This window comes from Capnocytophaga felis (assembly GCF_009684755.1).
Lineage (GTDB): Bacteria > Bacteroidota > Bacteroidia > Flavobacteriales > Flavobacteriaceae > Capnocytophaga > Capnocytophaga felis.
The window spans coordinates 166,380-183,108 of the sequence record NZ_BLBC01000007.1 but is presented as its reverse complement, the minus strand read 5'-3'; the positions used below and the strand labels follow the sequence as shown (position 1 = coordinate 183,108).

Annotated in this window: 17 protein-coding genes; 10 read left to right on the top strand and 7 right to left on the bottom strand. The window is 35.7% G+C overall.

Annotated elements, in window-relative coordinates:
- Positions 1 to 37: 37 nt before the first annotated feature.
- Positions 38 to 631 carry an HD domain-containing protein gene (locus GN105_RS06715; RefSeq protein WP_155284692.1) on the bottom strand — a complete coding sequence of 198 codons (594 nt, stop codon included), beginning with the start codon at positions 629 to 631 and terminating at the stop codon, positions 38 to 40.
- 287 nt (positions 632 to 918) lie between these two features.
- On the opposite strand from GN105_RS06715, the gene GN105_RS06710 reads away from it, so the two are divergent.
- The 5 genes from GN105_RS06710 to eno all read left to right on the top strand — a co-directional run bounded on the left by GN105_RS06710 (position 919) and on the right by eno (position 6,770).
- Positions 919 to 1,656: an MlaE family ABC transporter permease gene (locus GN105_RS06710; protein WP_155284635.1), complete on the top strand. Its 738-nt coding sequence runs from the start codon at positions 919 to 921 to the stop codon at positions 1,654 to 1,656.
- 36 nt (positions 1,657 to 1,692) lie between these two features.
- Positions 1,693 to 2,469, top strand: coding sequence for an ABC transporter ATP-binding protein (locus GN105_RS06705; protein WP_155284634.1), 777 nt, complete (start codon positions 1,693 to 1,695; stop codon positions 2,467 to 2,469).
- A gap of 41 nt (positions 2,470 to 2,510) precedes the next feature.
- A complete protein-coding gene (locus tag GN105_RS06700; protein ID WP_155284633.1) occupies positions 2,511 to 4,031 on the top strand; it encodes a sulfatase family protein in 1,521 nt (506 codons plus the stop codon).
- A 139-nt stretch (positions 4,032 to 4,170) separates the two neighbouring features.
- On the top strand, positions 4,171 to 5,271 hold the full coding sequence (gene carA, locus GN105_RS06695) for a glutamine-hydrolyzing carbamoyl-phosphate synthase small subunit (RefSeq protein WP_155284632.1): 1,101 nt from the start codon (positions 4,171 to 4,173) through the stop codon (positions 5,269 to 5,271).
- A 209-nt stretch (positions 5,272 to 5,480) separates the two neighbouring features.
- Positions 5,481 to 6,770 (top strand): phosphopyruvate hydratase, encoded by a 1,290-nt coding sequence (eno, locus tag GN105_RS06690; protein ID WP_155284631.1) that lies wholly within the window; start codon positions 5,481 to 5,483, stop codon positions 6,768 to 6,770.
- Positions 6,771 to 6,816: 46 nt separating this feature from the next.
- Here eno and GN105_RS06685 read toward each other — a convergent pair whose 3' ends face one another.
- Genes GN105_RS06685 through GN105_RS06675 form a run of 3 tightly spaced genes read right to left on the bottom strand, consistent with a single transcriptional unit; the run spans position 6,817 to position 8,365 of the window.
- Entirely contained in the window at positions 6,817 to 7,074 is a 258-nt protein-coding gene (locus tag GN105_RS06685) for a hypothetical protein (protein WP_155284630.1), read from the bottom strand.
- Positions 7,075 to 7,085: 11 nt separating this feature from the next.
- Positions 7,086 to 7,862 (bottom strand): hypothetical protein, encoded by a 777-nt coding sequence (locus GN105_RS06680; RefSeq protein WP_155284629.1) that lies wholly within the window; start codon positions 7,860 to 7,862, stop codon positions 7,086 to 7,088.
- A gap of 2 nt (positions 7,863 to 7,864) precedes the next feature.
- On the bottom strand, positions 7,865 to 8,365 hold the full coding sequence (locus GN105_RS06675) for an RNA polymerase sigma factor (RefSeq protein WP_155284628.1): 501 nt from the start codon (positions 8,363 to 8,365) through the stop codon (positions 7,865 to 7,867).
- Positions 8,366 to 8,555: 190 nt separating this feature from the next.
- On the opposite strand from GN105_RS06675, the gene cmk reads away from it, so the two are divergent.
- From cmk to GN105_RS06660, 3 genes are read left to right on the top strand one after another with little or no spacing between them, the layout of a single operon-like run.
- Positions 8,556 to 9,293: a (d)CMP kinase gene (gene cmk / locus GN105_RS06670; RefSeq protein WP_155284627.1), complete on the top strand. Its 738-nt coding sequence runs from the start codon at positions 8,556 to 8,558 to the stop codon at positions 9,291 to 9,293.
- A 12-nt stretch (positions 9,294 to 9,305) separates the two neighbouring features.
- Positions 9,306 to 9,965 (top strand): ABC transporter ATP-binding protein, encoded by a 660-nt coding sequence (locus GN105_RS06665; RefSeq protein WP_155284626.1) that lies wholly within the window; start codon positions 9,306 to 9,308, stop codon positions 9,963 to 9,965.
- Complete coding sequence (locus GN105_RS06660) at positions 9,962 to 10,756, top strand: TIGR02757 family protein (protein ID WP_155284625.1); 795 nt, start codon at positions 9,962 to 9,964, stop codon at positions 10,754 to 10,756. The genes GN105_RS06665 and GN105_RS06660 overlap by 4 nt, the downstream gene beginning before the upstream one ends.
- Here the strand turns inward: GN105_RS06660 and GN105_RS06655 are convergent.
- Together GN105_RS06655 and ribD are read right to left on the bottom strand one after the other, a co-directional pair.
- The gene (locus GN105_RS06655; protein ID WP_155284624.1) at positions 10,736 to 11,347 is read right to left on the bottom strand and encodes an IMPACT family protein; all 612 of its coding nucleotides are present in this window, start codon (positions 11,345 to 11,347) and stop codon (positions 10,736 to 10,738) included. The two genes, GN105_RS06660 and GN105_RS06655, sit on opposite strands and share 21 nt — an antisense overlap.
- Positions 11,348 to 11,368: 21 nt before the next feature.
- Positions 11,369 to 12,415 (bottom strand): bifunctional diaminohydroxyphosphoribosylaminopyrimidine deaminase/5-amino-6-(5-phosphoribosylamino)uracil reductase RibD, encoded by a 1,047-nt coding sequence (gene ribD / locus GN105_RS06650; protein ID WP_173014976.1) that lies wholly within the window; start codon positions 12,413 to 12,415, stop codon positions 11,369 to 11,371.
- A 143-nt stretch (positions 12,416 to 12,558) separates the two neighbouring features.
- On the opposite strand from ribD, the gene GN105_RS06645 reads away from it, so the two are divergent.
- Positions 12,559 to 14,559, top strand: coding sequence for a family 20 glycosylhydrolase (locus GN105_RS06645; RefSeq protein ID WP_155284623.1), 2,001 nt, complete (start codon positions 12,559 to 12,561; stop codon positions 14,557 to 14,559).
- A gap of 59 nt (positions 14,560 to 14,618) precedes the next feature.
- Here GN105_RS06645 and GN105_RS06640 read toward each other — a convergent pair whose 3' ends face one another.
- The gene (locus GN105_RS06640; RefSeq protein ID WP_155284622.1) at positions 14,619 to 15,548 is read right to left on the bottom strand and encodes a lytic transglycosylase domain-containing protein; all 930 of its coding nucleotides are present in this window, start codon (positions 15,546 to 15,548) and stop codon (positions 14,619 to 14,621) included.
- A gap of 145 nt (positions 15,549 to 15,693) precedes the next feature.
- On the opposite strand from GN105_RS06640, the gene GN105_RS06635 reads away from it, so the two are divergent.
- On the top strand, positions 15,694 to 16,704 hold the full coding sequence (locus tag GN105_RS06635) for a 3-oxoacyl-ACP synthase III family protein (RefSeq protein ID WP_155284621.1): 1,011 nt from the start codon (positions 15,694 to 15,696) through the stop codon (positions 16,702 to 16,704).
- Positions 16,705 to 16,729 lie beyond the last annotated feature (25 nt).

The following is a 16,729-nucleotide window of genomic DNA, read 5'->3' as shown; positions in this document are numbered from 1 at the left end:
TTATATATTATATTACTATTTTCTGCTATCGAAATTTCTATCTGTTAAATATTTTATTTTCATCAAGAGCTTTCTTTAGTAGTACATCAAAAGTTTCTCCCATCGCATCGGAAGCTCTTTTTACAGTATTTTCAATCACTTTTCTGATTTGTTGCTCACTCACTTCAGCCTGTAACCAACTTTTAGCCGAAGTATGAGTATTCAGAACAAAAGGCATTATTCTGTCCACAGCAGAGGCAAAAATAGCTTCGGGAGTTTGTTCGGATTCAAATTCTTCCCACAAATCAAGAAACTCACTACGAAGCGGCTCATCTAAAATTCCAAAAATTCGCTTTGCCGAAGCACGCTCTCTTTCATACTTGCCTATCATTGCTTGCTCGTCAAAAATAAACGTATCGCCGGCATCAATCTCCACCACATCGTGAATGGATAACATTCTGATAACTTTAAGTAAATCAATCTGTTCCCTTTCCTTGGCATACGGATACAGAATCTGAGCGAAAACCATTATCTGCCAGCTATGTTCTGCTGAATTTTCCCTTCGGGAATCATCTAAAATATAATTTCTTCGTTGTATATTTTTTAGTGCATCAAGTGCTAAAATGAAGCGTATTTCTTTTTCCAATTTCATCATTAGTGGTTTTCAGCAAATTATTAATCTTACAAATAAGTATTCTTAGTTTGGAATGGAATGCAAAAGAGCGTATTTTCACAATATGACCAAACTTGGCAAAAGTAGTGATTTTTATAAAACAAATAAATATCATTGCATCAACATAAGTTTAATTTGTTTTTCGAAGCCTAAAAAGCGTAAATTTTGTTGATGATATTTTTTTTACTACTTTTGCCGATACTTTAAAAATGTTGCTTATTCGTGAAAATTGTTCAGAATTTTGCCTCAACATTAATATTTTTTGTATGAAACACATCGCAGCCATTGGAGGATATTTCATTATGCTCTACAACATATTCCGAAAAAGGACTCGCTGGTCAATTATGAAAGATTTAGTTCTTCGGGAGATCGATGATTTGATTTTCAGCTCCATCGGTATTGTTGCTTTTATTTCCTTCTTCGTGGGAGGAGTTGTTTCTGTTCAAACGGCATTAAATATCGACAATCCCTTCATTCCTAAATATTTAATTGGTTTTGCTACACGTCAGTCAATTATTTTGGAATTTGCCCCTACTTTCATCGCGATTATTTTAGCAGGAAAAGTAGGTTCGTTCATCACATCAAGCATAGGAACGATGCGTGTAACCGAGCAAATTGACGCCCTTGATATGATGGGAATCAACTCATTGAATTATTTAGTTTTCCCGAAAATAATTGCCCTTTTGCTACTTCCTTTTTTGATAGCAATGGGAATGTATTTAGGAATTTTAGGCGGCTGGACATCAGCAGTAGTTAGTGGATACACCACTTCAAGCGAGTTCATTCAAGGGGTTCAGCTTGATTTTAAGGTATATAGTTTAATTTATGCTTTTACTAAAACAATTGTTTTTGCTTTCTTTTTAGCCACAATTCCGGCTTATCACGGTTATTTTATGAGAGGTGGGGCTTTGGATGTAGGAAAGGCAAGTACTACTTCTTTCGTTTGGACAAGTATCGTAATTATTCTTTCCAACTCAATCATAACACAATTGTTTTACGCTTAATTTTTTCCTAATGAAGCAACACATATCTTATAAAAAATGATTCAGGTAGATAATTTACATAAATCGTTCAACGGAGTTCCTGTTTTAAAAGGAATTTCAACTTCTTTTGAAAAAGGAAAAACCAATTTAATTATCGGGCAAAGTGGTTCCGGTAAAACGGTTTTCCTCAAATCTCTATTGGGTCTTTTCACTCCGGACGAAGGAGATATCATTTATGACGGAGTACGATACGCCGAAATGAAACGCAACGAACGAACAAAATTACGTCAAAAAATGGGAATGGTATTTCAAGGAAGTGCCTTGTTCGATTCGATGACCGTGCTTGAAAATGTGATGTTTCCGCTAAAAATGTTCTCAACAAAAACAAAAGAAGAAATCCGAGAACGTGCTGATATAGTACTTAATAGAGTAAATTTAGTAAACGCCGAAAATAAACTTCCGTCCGAAATTTCAGGAGGAATGCAAAAACGGGTTGCCATTGCACGTGCCATTGTAAACCGACCAAATTATTTGTTTTGCGACGAGCCAAATTCAGGACTTGACCCCAAAACCGCTATCGTTATTGATAATCTTATTAAGGAAATCACAGAAGAATTCAATATTACAACGGTAATTAACACACATGATATGAATTCTGTAATGGAAATCGGAGAAAAAATCATTTTCCTTAAAAACGGATATAAAGAATGGGAAGGCTCCAAAGAAACTATTTTCAGAACAGATAACGAAGCTGTTACGGATTTCGTTTATTCTTCAGAATTATTCAAGAAAGTTCGGAAAGCATATCTTGATGAAGCCGATTCTAAAATATAAACTTTTTAAAATAATCAACTACGCCAAATATTTTTATTCAGATGAAAAAAATTACCATTTTATTTAGTTTCTTCCTTTCGCTCATCGCTTGGGGGCAACAGAAACAACCAAACATCGTTATCATCATTTCAGATGACCATTCATTCCAATCTATCGGGGCGTATAATAAAGGTGAAACTTCATACACGCCAAACATCGACAAGTTATCCGACCAAGGACTGACTTTCAATAAAGCATACGTGGCAAATTCTATTTGTGGACCAAGCCGTGCCTGTATCCTCACCGGAAAATTCAGTCACAAAAACGGATTTACTGATAACGAAACCTCTCGTTACAATTCAAGTCAGCAACAGTTTGTAAACCTTTTGCAACAAAACGGCTATCAAACCGCTTGGATAGGAAAATATCACTTAGGAAGAGACCCGAAAGGATTTGATTTCTTTAAAATATTGATTGGTCAGGGATATTATTTTAACCCTGATTTCATTATTGAAGGCGGAAAAACCGTTCGCGAGGAAGGATATGTTACTGACATCGTGGAAAATGAAGCCGAAAAATGGCTCGATAACCGAAATACAGACAAACCCTTCTGCCTAATTGTGGGACATAAAGCTACACACCGAACTTGGATGCCCAACATTCAGGATTTAGGCTCTTTTGAAAACATTAATTTCCCTCTTCCTGATACCTTTTATGATAATTACAACGGACGTATTCCTGCCTCAATGCAAGAAATGAGCATCTCCAAAGATTTAAGAATGGGATACGACCTAAAAATGTTCGCTTCGGGAGAAGAAGACAAAGACAGTAATTTCAATCGAATGACTCCCGAGCAGCGAAAAGCTTATGGTGATTTTTATCACGCAATTCAAGCAGATTTAGAGAAGAGAAACTTAACAGGCAATGCTCTTACCGAATGGAAATTCCAACGTTATATGCGTGATTATTATGCTACTGCGGTATCGCTTGACAGAAATATTGGTCGTATGATGGATTATTTGGACAAAAACAATTTATCAGACAACACAATAGTTATTTATCTTTCCGACCAAGGATTTTATATGGGCGAACACGGTTGGTATGACAAACGTTGGATGTACGAAGAATCATTCCGAACCCCGATGGTTATCAAATATCCGAAATTCATCAAAAAAGGAAAAACCACTGAAAGTTTTGTAATGAATGTGGACATCGCTCCTACCCTTTTGGAAATGGCAGGTGTTACTATCCCTTCTGATATTCAGGGAACATCGTTTCTGCCCGTACTAAAAAAACCTTGCAAAAAAGTTCGGGAAACGGTTTATTATCACTATTATGAAAATGGAGAACACGCCGTTTCGCCTCATTTCGGGATAAAAAACAAACGTTATAAACTGATTCGCTATTACAAACGTCACAACGGTTGGGAACTTTATGACTTGAAAAAAGACCCTAAAGAAATGAATAACATTTATGGTCAAAAATCAAGCGAAAAAATCACTAAACGAATGAAAAAAATCCTATTGGAAGAAATCCAAAAACTGGATGATAAAACTGCCTTGGACGTTTTTCACAGCAACTAAAAAGAAATAAAATCAATTAAAAAGGTCTTACAGAGAAGAGAGTTTTTTCTTGTAAGACCTTTCGTCATTTTTTCTGTTTTTCACTTTTCATTTATGAGTTTTTTCATTATCTTTGCCATCAAAATTCAGAGCTAAAAAAATGAAGTATCAAGAGAAGAAAAAAGCAGTCATTTTACTTGCCGACGGAACTGCATTTTATGGAAAAAGTGTTGGAAATGAAGGAACTGTTTTTGGTGAAGTTTGCTTCAATACTGGAATGACCGGTTATCAGGAAATTTTTACCGACCCCTCCTATTTTGGGCAAATTATGGTAACAGCTAACGCCCATATAGGCAACTACGGAGTCAATGATAACGAAAGCGAATCTGACAATATCAAAATAGCAGGATTGGTATGTAGAAATTTCAGTTATAATTATTCCCGCACCAGTGCCTCTTGTTCACTAAAAGATTTTTTTGACCGTACGAATTTAGTAGCCATTTGTGAGGTAGATACGCGAGCGTTGGTAGCCCATATTCGCGATAATGGTTCGATGAATGCTGTTATTTCAACCGAAACAGATGATTTGGAAATTCTTAAAGCAAAATTGGACAAAATTCCTGATATGAAAGGTTTAGAATTGGCTTCGAAAGTGTCAGTTACTGAACCTTATTTTTTTGGTAATGAGAATGCAAAATACAAAGTAGCCGCCTTAGATTTCGGAATTAAGAAAAACATTTTGCGAAATATGGCTGCACGAGATATGTACGTAAAAGTTTTCCCGTATGACACTCCATTGGAAGAACTTAAAAAATGGAATCCTGATGGTTATTTTCTTTCCAACGGACCTGGCGACCCCGAACCACTTACCGAAGCTATTTCAAAAGTAAAACAAATGATTGATGAAAATTTGCCCCTATTCGGAATTTGTTTGGGTCATCAAATTATTGCTTTGGCAAACGGCATTCCAACTTTTAAAATGCACAACGGACACAGAGGGATCAATCATCCTGTAAAAAATCTCCTAACGGGAAAAGGGGAAATCACCTCTCAAAATCATGGATTTGCGGTGGATAGAACACAAGCAGAAGCCAACCCGAACATAGAAATTACCCATACACACTTGAATGACAATACCATTATGGGAATTCGCATTAAAGGTAAAAAATGTTTCAGCGTGCAGTACCACCCCGAGGCGGGTCCGGGACCTAACGATGCAACATATCTGTTTGACCAATTTGCTGAAATGATGAATAAATAACAATGAAGGAATGAACAAATAACAATTTAATGCTTTTTGTCAGGCTGAGCGTAGTCGAAGCCTTATAATGATGGAGCTTCGACTACGATCAGCTTGACAATTAGAACTACCATTTCTTTAAAAAATTTCATTGTAAATTATTAATTGTAAATTATTAATTGTAAAATTGTTAATTGATAAAAAGAAGTTTTAATTAAATAATAGAAAATATGAGTATTATTGTAAGCGTACACGCACGACAAATTTTGGATTCAAGAGGAAATCCAACAGTAGAAGTAGATGTTGTAACAGAAAACGGTTACTTAGGAAGAGCTGCAGTTCCGTCAGGAGCTTCAACGGGTGAGTATGAAGCTGTTGAGCTTCGTGATGGCGGAAAAAATTATATGGGTAAAGGCGTTTTGAAAGCTGTTTCTAACGTTAATGATGTCATCGCAGAAGAAATTGTTGGAATGAGTGTTTTTGAACAAAACCTTATTGACCAAACAATGATTAAGTTAGATGGAACTCCAAACAAATCAAACTTAGGAGCTAACGCTATTTTGGGAGTTTCGTTGGCGGTGGCAAAAGCTGCTGCTGAGGAGTTAGGATTGCCTTTGTACCGTTATGTTGGTGGAGTAAGTGCTCACACATTACCTGTTCCGATGATGAACATCATCAACGGAGGTTCACATTCTGATGCCCCAATTGCTTTCCAAGAATTTATGATTATGCCTGTAAAAGCCGAAAACTTTTCTCAATCTATCCAAATGGGGTCTGAGGTTTTCCATAACTTGAAAAAAGTATTACACGACAGAGAATTAAGCACCGCTGTTGGTGACGAAGGAGGATTTGCTCCTACTTTCGAAGGAACAGAAGACGCTTTGGATTCTATCAAAAAAGCGGTTGAAAACGCAGGTTACAAATGGGGTGAAGAAATCAAAATCGCTTTGGACTGTGCTTCATCAGAGTTCTACGCAGACGGAAAATACGACTATACCAAATTTGAAGGTGCAAAAGGAAAAGTACGTACTCGTGAAGAGCAAGTAAATTACTTGGCAGAATTGGTAGAGAAATATCCTATCATTTCTATTGAGGACGGAATGGACCAAAACGACTGGGAAGGCTGGAAAATGCTTACCGACAAAATCGGACACAAAGTACAATTGGTTGGAGATGACCTATTTGTAACAAATGTTTCTATTTTGGAAAGAGGAATTGAGAAAGGTGTAGGTAACTCTATCTTGATTAAAGTAAACCAAATCGGAACGCTTTCTGAAACTATCGCTGCTGTGGATATGGCACACCGTGCGGGATATACTTCGGTAATGTCACACCGTTCAGGAGAAACCGAAGATAACACTATCGCTGACTTGGCAGTTGCTTTGAACACAGGGCAAATCAAAACAGGTTCAGCTTCACGTTCTGACCGTATGGCGAAATATAACCAATTAATCCGCATTGAAGAGCAATTAGGCTCGGTAGCTTATTTCCCACAAGAAAAAGCTTTTAATGTGAAATAATTTTTATAAAATCATAAAAAAGAGGCTATGAAGATAGCCTCTTTTTTTATTTCATTTGAGTAAGTTCCACAAATTTGTCATCAACAAAAAGGTTACATTTCATCCGAACAAAATGGGAAAAAATATTGACTTTTATGTTTTTTTTCATCTCCCCATCAAAAAGATGCCCCGTTAATAAAGCATTAAATATATTACTTTGTTCATCTTGAAGTTCGTCATTGACGTACAACCGCTCTCCGTGAAACCAAGTGTTTTCAATTCTGATTTTATTACAGGCATAAGTCGCTTTCCAAATACTTTTCATAAACCTATATTCTAAAAATTATTATTAAACATTGCTCCAAAAAAACCTACTATAAAACCCAAAATAAATAAAGCCACAAAAAGTATAAAAATCCAAAAGATGATATGCAAAACCTTTCCCGATTTGCCAAATTTTTCAACAAAAGAAGGCTGTGTGTTTTCAAAAAACGAAAAATATTTTTCCATTTTAATAGTAGCTCTATCATATTGAAAATCATCTTGATGGTTATTCATTTGATTTACTAATTCCGAAATTTCCAAAATATATTTTCCATACTTATTCTTTAGTATAGTCTTTCCGTAGAAATAAAACAAAATAGTAAAAAACAACATTGAACCAAAGATTTTAGCTACTTCCTGAAAATTTTGCTCCACAAAAAAGAATAATACATAGGCTGAAAACACCAAAGGCACAAGGCATAAATAATAAGATTTATACAATTCAGTATTTAGCACCAATTCATATCTTAAATTCAGTAAACTATGATATGTATCAAAGCTTTGCGTATTGATTTTTTTGTAAAAAACCCGAAATTTACTGAAATAATATGCCGTAATTAAAATACCAATCCCCACCAACATCAAAAAGACAGAAATTTTATACATTCCTTTCAAAAAAAACAAAAAGATAAAAAGAAACGGAAATGACAAGATTGTCCATTTGTATTCTTTTTTCATATTGGCTCTTATTTTTTCCAAAGGCAAACGAATTTCCTGCTGTTTTTCTAACGAAATTTCAGGAGTTTCACCAATTTTGTCTTTATTCCAAAGTTCTTTAAAGTTATCCATCTTTAAACATTTAATTTTTTGACTATTTCACTAAGTTTATTTTTTGCTCGGCTGAGTTTTACCCGAACATTTATTTCCGACAGTCCCATTTGCTCAGCTATTTCCTTGCCGGAGTAATCTTCTAAATAATAAAATATCAATGCTTTATCAATCGGATTTAACAAATGAATGGCATCGTATAGTATTTTAATTTGATGTTCTTCTTCCAAGTTATCCTCGTCTTTAATTTTGATATTGTGTAAGTTATCTTCTCTCGAAATAAAATCTTTCTTCTTTTCCGATTTCAAGAAAACAATCGCTGTGTTGAGTGCCACCCGATACATCCAAGTTGAAAACTCACTTCTTTGCTGAAAAGTCGGGTAAGCTTTCCATAACTGATAAGTGATTTCTTGAAAAAGGTCTTTTTGGTCATCAGAATCATCCATATACATTTTGGCAATCTTAAACAGTATGCCTTTATGCTTTTCGATGCGTTCCAAAAATTCTTTTTCCAATGACTTCATTTTCTTGTTTTGATGTATTAGTAGCACTTCAAATTCATTTGTTACATCAAAAATAAAAAATATTTGTATTTTTTAATAAATTTTATGTTCATTACAGCCAAAAACGCAACGATTCACCTCCGCATTCAACGCTGTTTTATTTCAAAATTTAACAAATAGTAGTATCTTTGCGGAATATAACTCACAAAAAATGCAGAAAATAATCATTGCCATTGACGGATTTTCCTCAACCGGAAAAAGCAGTACAGCCAAAAAAGTAGCACAACAATTGGGATATGTCTATGTAGATACGGGAGCGATGTATCGGGCTGTAACGTATTTAGCTGTAAAAGAAGGATATATAGCAATCACTGGCATAGAAAACGAAAAAACAGGACATTTTAAAAATGTAATTCATATTGAAAAAGAAGAATTACTCAAAAAACTGAAAATAAGCAATTTATCATTCAAATACAGTTCAGAATTGGGCTTTTCAGAAATGTATCTGAATGGTAAAAATATTGAGCGAGAAATACGAAGCATTGAAGTTGCAAATTTGGTAAGTGAAATTGCTAAAATTCCAGAAATACGAAGCTATTTGGTTGATTTACAAAGAAAAATGGGAAAAGAAAAAGGCATCGTTATGGACGGACGCGATATTGGGACGGTGGTTTTTCCCAACGCCGAACTCAAAATTTTTATGACCGCATCGGAGCAAATCCGTGCTGAACGCCGTTATAAAGAACTTCAAGAAAAAGGCGAAAAAACATCTTTGGAAGAAGTGCTTAAAAATGTGCAACAGCGTGATTTTCTTGATACTACTCGGAAAGAATCTCCTTTAAAAAAAGCCGAAGATGCCATTGAAATTGACAATTCACAGCTGACTTTTGATGAGCAGGTGAGTAAAATTATTAATTTGGCAAAACAAAAAATCGAACGTTTGCAATAATTCCTTTTTATTATGATAAAAGCCAAAAACATACACAAAACCTACGGAGATTTAGAAGTCCTTAAAGGTGTTGATATTGAGGTAAATAAAGGAGAAATCGTTTCAATTGTGGGAGCTTCGGGAGCTGGAAAAACAACCTTACTCCATATTTTAGGAACATTGGATTCCGCAAACAACGACAAGGATACTTCTTTGTTTATCAACGATATAGATGTGAAAAACTTATCATCGAAAGCCTTGTCAAAATTCCGAAATGAGCATATCGGGTTTATTTTTCAGTTTCACCAATTATTGCCTGAATTTACGGCTTTGGAAAACATTTGCATTCCGGCTTTTATAAAAGGAACTCCCAAAAAGGAAGCCGAAAAACGAGCCAAAGAGTTGCTGGATTTTCTAAATTTATCAAACAGATTTGACCACAAACCCAGTGCGTTATCGGGCGGAGAACAGCAACGCGTTTCGGTGGCTCGGGCGTTGATGAATCATCCTTCGGTGGTTTTTGCCGATGAACCCAGCGGGAATTTGGATTCGGAAAGTGCTGAAAATCTGCATCAACTCTTTTTTGATTTGCGAAAAACATTTAATCAAACTTTTGTGATTGTAACTCACAATGAGGAACTTGCCAATATGGCAGACCGAAAATTAACGATGCTTGACGGAAAATTTATATGAATTTCAACGAATTAAAATCTTTTCTTGACGAAAAAGTAATACAATACAATCGACCTGAATTTATTGAAACTGACCCCATTCAAATCCCTAAAAATTTTTCTGCAAAGGAAGACATCGAAATTGCAGGTTTTCTGATATCTGTAATCGCTTGGGGACAACGCAAAACAATCATTTCTAACGGATTGAAATTAATGAATTTGTTTGGAAACTCACCTTATGATTTTGTGATGTCACATACTGAAAATGACTTGGAACGATTACAAAATTTTGTTCACCGCACTTTTAACGGTCAAGATTTAGAACAATTTATTTCAAGTCTAAAAAACATCTACACTTATCATAATGGATTGGAAAATGCTTTTGCAAACAGCATTGAAAACAACGATTTACAATTAGGAATTTCAAACTTCAAAACACTATTTTTCAACGATTTAAAATACGAAAGAAGTCTAAAACATCTACCCGACCCTCGCAAAGGTTCAGTTGCTAAGCGTTTTAATATGTTTTTGCGTTGGATGGTTCGCAAGGATATTTCGGGAGTTGATTTCGGGATTTGGCAACAAATCTCCCCATCAATGCTGTCGTGCCCGTTAGATGTGCACTCAGGAAACGTAGCCCGTAGTTTAGGACTCATAACCCGCCCTCAAAATGATGTAAAAGCCTTAACGGAATTGGATAATCACCTGCGAAAGTTCGACCCAAATGACCCAGCAAAATACGATTTTGCCCTCTTCGGTATCGGTGTTTTTGATGATTTGGATTTGAAAAAATCACCTCTCATTTTTAAGTAGCGAAATACCGTACATAGCCTCAAAAACAGCCCGAATTTGCTCTGCCTCGCTATTGCGGACTTCAATGAAAAGAGTACAATTCATTTCCAGTTTTTGACTAACAACCTGCAAGTTACGTTCTTTGATTACACGCATAACTCTATTCATATCCTTATAATCAAATGAAATGGCAAGTGTTTGTGTTATGATTTTCTCAACAATTTTAGCTTCTTGCAATGTTAGTTGTGCCGATGCTTTGTAGGCTTGTACCAATCCGCCAACACCCAATTTTATTCCACCAAAATAACGCACCACTATCACCAAAATATCCGTAAGTTCAAAGGATTGTATTTGCCCGTAAATAGGAATCCCTGCCGAGTTGTTGGGTTCGCCATCGTCATTAGCTCGATAATGTTGTGAATTTCCGTATCCCAATTGCCAAGCGTAACACCAATGCCGAGCCGAATAATGTTCTTTTTTTACCGCTTCAAGATGCCGCTTTATTTCCTCCTCCGTCTTTACAGGAAAAGCATATCCCAAAAACTTGCTACTTTTTTCCTTGAATATAACTTCTTTAACTGGCTCTTCTATCGTTTTAAAAGTATCTTCCATAAAAATCTGCTATTGTTTATTTTATAAATTTCTATAAATAAACAATTTATCTTCCTCAAAATCTTTAACTTCTTGCAATGTTTTCCGTTGAAAATCAGGAGATTTCAGTCCACTCTCAAAAGAAACATTTCCAACAAACACAAATGCTTCATCCCACAAATTCGCTTCTATAAATTGCTGTAAAATGGCTCTTCCTCCTTCAACAATTAAGCTTTGAATATTTTTCTCAAACAATAAATCACAAACTTGTTGAGGCAGGCTTTCTGAAAAATCAATTCTCTCAAAAGAAGTATTTTTAAACAACTTATTATCAATATTTTCCGAAAGAAATAACGTTGGTTGTTCGTCATTCCAAACAGAAAAAGTTCGTGGTATTTTCAAATCTTTATCAACAGCCACACGCAACCGATTTTCTCCAAACCAGTCTCTTGTATTCAATTTTGGATTATCGTGCAAAACCGTATTTGTACCTACCAAAATAGCCTGCTCTTGACTTCGCATTTTATGAACATATTGCCTTGAATATAAATTAGTTATCCACTGAGGAGCGATTTTATTTCTAATTTTGGGAGCCATAAATCCGTCACGGGTTTCTGCCCATTTGAGAAAAATGTAAGGTCGCTTTTTTTGATGGAATGTAAAGAATCGTTTGTTCAATTCCTGGCTCTCTTTTTCTAAAGCACCTACAATAACCTCACAACCAGCCTCTTTCAGTTTTTTGATTCCATTTCCACACACTTTAGCGAAAGGGTCTGTTGTTCCAATAACTACTTTCGGGATTTTATGCCTGATAATCAAATCACTACACGGAGGTGTTTTCCCGAAATGGCTACAAGGCTCCAAACTTACGTAAATTGTACTTTTGGAAAGTAATTCTTTGTTTTCCACTGAATTAATCGCATTCACTTCGGCGTGTGGTTCACCTGATTTCCTATGCCAACCTTCTCCAATAATTTTATTCTCACAAACGATGACACTGCCCACCATCGGATTGGGATAAGTGGAACCTAAACCATTAGTTGCCAAATCAATACATCGGCTCATTATTTCACAATCAAAGTTTGTCATCTTCAACTTTCTCTGTAAGATTCGCTATGCAAAAGTACAGGTTTTCAAACAATTTGACAAATTTTGAAAAATATGAATTAAAACAAAAAAACAATCGTTTTAATGAAAAATACATTTATCTTTGCTTGTCTAATTTTCTGATTATGAAAAAATATTTGTTTTATATTATACTGATTTTCAATTCAATTTCGTATGCAGGAATTGACAATTTATTGCCCAAACCGCAACAAATTCAGCCCAATGGGGAAATATTTCGCATCGGAAAAATACGCTTGGAAACTCCCGTTTTGCAAGAACAATGGCAAAAATTCATCTCGGAAATGGGCGGAGAAATTTCATCTTCAGCTAAACAATCTATTGAAATAAAATTAGTTAGCGATATTCCACAAGTAGAACTAAATAAAGAAGAGGCGTACAAATTAATCGTTTCCAACCAAAAAATACAAATCGAAGCCATAACCGAAAAAGGCGTTTATTGGGCAATGCAAACGCTTCGTCAACTTAAATCCTCCAAAGGGGAAAAATCGTATTTTGAGGGCTGTTCCATTGTGGACTATCCTTCGTTTCGTATTCGCGGATTTATGCAAGATGTGGGGCGTACGTTTATTTCGTTGGAAGAATTAAAGCAAGAAATAAAAATACTTTCGCAATATAAAATCAATGTTTTTCATTGGCATTTAACTGAAAATCAAGGATGGAGATTAGAAAGCAAACGTTACCCGCTTTTGAATGATAGCTCAAGCTACGAACGAATGCACGCCAAATTCTACACTTTGGAAGAAGCTAAGGAACTTGTCGATTTCTGCAAGCAACACAACGTACTTCTGATACCCGAAATTGATATGCCGGGGCATAGCTTGGCTTTCCAAAAGGCTTTCAAATGTGATATGCAAACCGAAAGAGGAATGCTGATTTTGAAAGAATTAATAACCGAAATGATGCCTTACTTTGACGTTCCATACTTTCACATCGGGACAGATGAGGTAGAATTTACAAATCCTGATTTTGTTCCCGAAATGGTGCGTTTCATTCGGGAAAACGGGAAAAAAGTAATTTCGTGGAATCCCGGCTGGAATTACAAACTTGGTGAAATTGATATGACGCAATTATGGAGCTATCGAGGGAAGGTACAAAAAGGCATTCCCGCCATTGATTGTCGTTTGCATTACATCAATCATTTTGATGCGTTTGCGGATTTGATAGCCTTGTACAACAGCAGGATTTTAAATGTGGAAAAAGGCGATGACAACCACGCAGGAGCCATTATTGCGGTTTGGCACGACCGATTCATTCCCAACGAAAAGGAAATCATCATTCAAAATAATTTCTATCCGTCAATGTTGGCTTTGGCAGAGCGTTCTTGGCTTGGTGGCGGAACAGAATATTTTGACGTAAAAGGAACGAATCTTTTTTCTGAAAAAGATGAGAATTTTATTGCTTTTCAGGATTTTGAACGTCGAATACTTTGGCATAAAAAACATAATTTCAGCAATTTACCATTTGCTTATGTAAAACAAACACATATAAAATGGCAAATTACCGATGCTTTCCCCAACGAAGGAAATTTATCAAAAGTCTTCCCTCCGGAGAAAGAAAATTTTGCCAAAAGCTATTTTTATAATGGGAAAAAATATCTCACAAAAACAGCCATCGGGGCGGGCGTTTATTTACGTCACGTTTGGGGGAATATTGTGAAAAGTTTTTATGAAAATCCAAAACCAAATCACACCGCTTACGCCTACACTTATGTCTATTCTCCTAAGAAACAACCTGTTGGACTGTGGGCTACAACTCAAAATTATAGCCGCTCCGAAAAAGATTTACCTCCTCCGCAAGGAAAATGGGATTATAAAGAAAGTAAAATTTGGATTAACGGCAGTGAAATTCTTCCTCCCAAATGGGCTTCTTCTCATAAAGAAAAATCGAACGAAATTCCGCTTACCAACGAAAATTTTGAAGTGCGAAGCCCCATTGCTGTAACGTTGCAAAAAGGTTGGAATAAAATACTATTAAAGTTACCTGTCGGAAATTTTTCTACACCGGAAATTCGGCTTGTAAAATGGCATTTTAATTTTGCTTTTGTAACACCAGACGGCAAAGAAGGAATTGAAAATCTGATTTTTAGTCCTAACCGAGGAAAATAAATCACACATAAAAGAAAGTCCGTTTTTTATAAAAAACGGACTTTAATTTTAAATAACCTTTATTTTTTAGGAATTTTGATATAATATGTTTTTCCGTTTTTATTTTCCAATTTTCGGTCGCGAAGCCAAGAATTGTGAATTTTCAATTCTTTGTAAGTAATGTTGTGTTTCTTAGCAAAATTCACCAAATCCGTTATGTTTGTATCCACTTTAACATTAAAGGTTGGCATTTCGTTATAAAGATGTCTCTTCTCAAAATTAAATCCATAACGTTTGGGGTTCTTCATAATTTCTTTTACTGCCAAAATTCGGAAAACATAACGCGAAGTTTCGGAATTAAGCCATAAATCATAGTAGTCAGAGGTTTGCTGTGCCGCAATTTGGCGAGTCATTCCTGCCATTCCCGCATTATAGGCTGCAGCTGCCATTGTCCAACTACCTGTACTTTCCTTGGCTTTTTTCAGATAATCACAAGCAGCTTGCGTGGCTTTTTCCAAATGATAACGCTCATCAACAGTGCTACTCACCTCCAAACCGTATTCTATGGCTGCAGGCTTCATAAATTGCCAAAAACCACTTGCCCCCGAAGGAGAAACCACATCAAGTAATCCGCTTTCAATCAATGCCAAATACTTGAAATCATCAGGAATGCCATTACGTTTCAAAATAGGCTCAATAACAGGAAAATATTTATTGGAACGCTTAATTAACAGCAAACCGTTGGATTGCCAATAGGTGTTGACTAAAAACTCCCTGTCCAAACGCTCATAAACATCAGGAATTTCCAGCGGGACTCTCTCTCCCGCAAAATCCATCTCCGAAGGTAAATCAATAGCATAAACGTTATACTTATCAGATTTTACTTCTTCAAGAGTATCTGACTCAAAAATATTATTTTCCTCATTTGTTACCGCAACAGCATTGATAAGGAATCCCGCTATGAAAGCAATTCCTACAACGTAAAATATGCTTTGTACTATTTTTCTCATCTTTTTCAAAATTGTAAAATGTAATCCCTGTACTACTTGTTTGCAAATATCCTACTATTTTTTTGATTAACGAAAGGATTTCATATTTCTTTTTTGGATATTAAAATTTTTAACCATACTTTTGGTAAAAAATTATAATCAAATTATGACTTACCGTTCAAAAATCAAAGGATTGGGGTTTTATGTCCCTGACAATATTGTAACTAATGATGATTTATCAAAATTAATGGACACAAGTGATGCTTGGATTCAAGAACGTACAGGAATTCAAGAACGCAGACATATCATCAAAGGAAAAGACACTACAACCAGTATGGGAGTCAAGGCAAGTATGAGAGCCATTGAAAATGCAGGAATTGACAAAAATGATATTGATTTTATCATTTTCGCCACCTTAAGTCCTGATTACTACTTTCCCGGTTGCGGAGTGTTGGTTCAAAAGGAATTAGGATTAAAAACTGTGGGAGCCTTGGATATCCGGAATCAATGTTCGGGGTTTGTTTATGCACTTTCCATAGCTGACCAATACATCAAAACAGGAATGTATAAAAATATTTTAATTATCGGCTCCGAAACACACTCTCCAGGGCTGGATTTTTCCACACGAGGGCGTAACGTTTCTGTTATCTTTGGAGACGGAGCGGGTGCTGCCATCGTATCACGGGAAACAAATCCTGAAAAAGGAATTTTATCCACTCATTTGCATAGCGAAGGACTTCACGCAGAAGAATTGGCTCTTATCGCTCCCGGAATCGGAAAACGCTGGGTTACAGACATTGTAACTGAAAATAATCCTGATGACGTAAGCTATTTTCCTTATATGAATGGGCAACACGTTTTCAAAAATGCTGTTGTTCGCTTCTCTGAAGTTATTCAAGAAGGACTCAATGCCAACGGACTAACTCAAAAAGATATTGATATGTTAATTCCGCATCAAGCAAATTTGCGTATTTCACAATTCATTCAACAAAAATTCGGATTAGCAGATAACCAAGTTTATAACAACATTATGAAATACGGAAATACCACAGCTGCTTCCATTCCTATTGCATTAACAGAAGCTCATCAATTAGGAAAAATTAAAGATGGTGATTTGGTAGTTTTGGCTGCTTTCGGTAGCGGATTTACGTGGGCAAGTGCCATAATCCGATGGTAATATTTACAAGAAAAAACATATAAAT